The sequence below is a fragment of the Moorena sp. SIO2C4 genome (genome assembly GCF_010672485.1).
Classification (GTDB): Bacteria; Cyanobacteriota; Cyanobacteriia; order Cyanobacteriales; family Coleofasciculaceae; genus Moorena; species Moorena producens.
This window is the reverse complement of the sequence record NZ_JAAHGN010001211.1, coordinates 1-2092: the sequence shown is the minus strand read 5'-3', so window position 1 is coordinate 2092 and position 2092 is coordinate 1. Positions and strand designations below refer to the sequence as shown.

Below are 2092 nucleotides of genomic sequence, written 5' to 3'. Positions count from 1 at the left end.
CAGGTCACACAATGCCTTGAGCTGATTTGGGTACAGTTTGGGGATATGCCTGCCCGCTTCCCAATTTTGCACCGTGGTAACGGTTACGCCCAATTCATGAGCGATTTCCCGCTGGGTGATATTTAGGGATTCTCGTCTTTTTTTTAGGTTGTCCCCTAAATTAGTCATTACTGTCCTATTTAAAAGTTAACATAATTAAGTTTACTGAGTTATATGTTACCGCTAATCTCACCAAAAAAAATGGGTCTGTTCGCGTAGCGTCGGCTTTGCCGAAGCCCCGTCCTTCTAGGACGGCTTTCTTTGATTGTTGATGTACTCTTTCAGCACCTCAATAGAAGCTCCAGCAACGGAAGCAGCAAAATAGCTAGGAATCCATAGTGCTGGTTTTCCATTTGGCTTCGGATATCCATTTTGTCCGTATCTGCGACTAGTGGGACTTAAACAATAAAAAAGGTGTTTTGAGGGTATAATACTTGCTAAGCCGAGTTTTCACGTCGAGGTCAATCCTGATCAAACAGACAACTCCCGCAGCGATGCCACCTTGCTTTGAGAGATGGTGTAAGCACTTTGATGAGGTGTTCAAAACAAAGGCTCAAAAAAGGGAGTAAGGGCACACTCATCGGGGGATTATTGGGGGAAAGTGAGAGAAAAAACCTTGATCAGATCGCCGAGAATGCTGTTGGTGTGACTTACCATGGATTACATCACTTCTTGACGGAGGCTCCTTGTTGACACTCCCCATGGCTATAAGCCAGGGGATTCTCGGAAAGCGCGATCCAACTTGCTCAACCAGGTCGGAACCAAGCAGAGTAGAGGTCGAGTCTCCCCGAGCGTTGAGGAAAGTTCCGGTGTGCCCCACCGTACTTAAGGCTCTCGTTAAGATGTTGATTGCGGCATTGTGGTCTCGGTCTAACTCACATCCACATTTACAAACATGAGTTCGAGTTGATAACGACTTCTTGACTACTTCACCACATGCCGAGCAGTTTTGGCTGGTATAAGCAGGGTTTACTGCAACAGTGACCCTGCCAAACTTTTCACCAAAATGTTCCAGCCATTCCCGAAACTTGTACCAACCTGCATCATTAATAGATTTAGCCAGACAATGGTTTTTAACCAGGTTTTTAACTCTCAAATCGACCTAGGCGACCAAGTCGTTAGACCGGATTACGCAACGTGCAACTCTCTTTGCATGTTCTTCACGCTGCCTACTTATTTTAAGATGCTGTCTGCCTAGTCTATTAATCGCTTTCTTTCGGTTAGCGGAGCCTTTCTTTTTTCGGGAAACTCGGCGTTGATAGAACTTTAATCGTTTCTCGCCTTTTCGGTAAAATCTAGGATTGGGTTCTGCATATCCATCTGAGTCCGTATAAAACTCTTTTAAGCCAACATCTAGGCCGACATTACAGCCAGTGGCTTGTAACGGTTCTGAATTATTTGCTTTTACGCAAAACTGAATGTAGTAGCCATCAGCTCTTTGGACTATGCGAACCCGCTTTATGAGCTTCTGGTCGAATCGCCATAAGTCCCAGGTACCCTTGAGCTTTACTTGCCCAATACCCTTTTTGTCCGTGAATTTTATCGACTTCCTGTCTGGGGATAACTTCCATCCAGATTGCTTATACTCGACTGACCTAGAATGTTTCTTGAACTTAGGGTATCCTTTCTTTCCCGGGACTTTCTTTTTGCAGTTATCAAAGAAGCGTTTAATAGCGCGTTCTACGTTCTCAACAGATGCTTGACAAGCATGGCTGTTAAGATGTTTAACAAATTCCAATTCATCCCTTAGTTGAGTGTTGTAGCGATAGAGTTCTTTCTTTCCAATCCCGGGATTATCCATCCAGAATCGGAGCACCTTGTTTCTGACAAAGCGAGCTGTCCTAATAGCTTCATTTATTGCTACTTTCTGACTCTCTTTTAAGACAGCCTTGAACTCCATTACCAGCACTCTATTATCACCTCCTTTGGTGTAGTTTATTTACTTACTATTATAGTCGTTCGCGCAGCGTCGGCTTTGCCGAATCCAAAGATGCTAAAGTTCCCGAATAGTTAGGGAATAAATTCCCGTTCGGGCTAACCCCATGGTTTGAAG

Annotated in this window: 1 protein-coding gene and 3 pseudogenes; 1 reads left to right on the top strand and 3 read right to left on the bottom strand. The window is 44.4% G+C overall.

Features of this window, described 5'->3' with window-relative positions; genetic code table 11:
* On the bottom strand, positions 1 to 168 hold a 168-nt coding region (locus F6K20_RS35695), incomplete at its 3' end, for a helix-turn-helix transcriptional regulator (protein WP_287297980.1).
* 117 nt (positions 169 to 285) lie between these two features.
* Positions 286 to 432, bottom strand: a pseudogene (locus tag F6K20_RS35690) (transposase); the annotation flags it as partial.
* A 77-nt stretch (positions 433 to 509) separates the two neighbouring features.
* Here F6K20_RS35690 and F6K20_RS35685 point away from each other — a divergent pair.
* Positions 510 to 726: pseudogene (locus F6K20_RS35685) on the top strand (IS701 family transposase); the annotation flags it as partial.
* A gap of 46 nt (positions 727 to 772) precedes the next feature.
* On the opposite strand, the pseudogene F6K20_RS35680 reads toward F6K20_RS35685, so the two are convergent.
* Positions 773 to 1948: pseudogene (locus F6K20_RS35680) on the bottom strand (RNA-guided endonuclease InsQ/TnpB family protein); the annotation flags it as partial.
* Between the last annotated feature and the right edge of the window lie 144 nt (positions 1949 to 2092).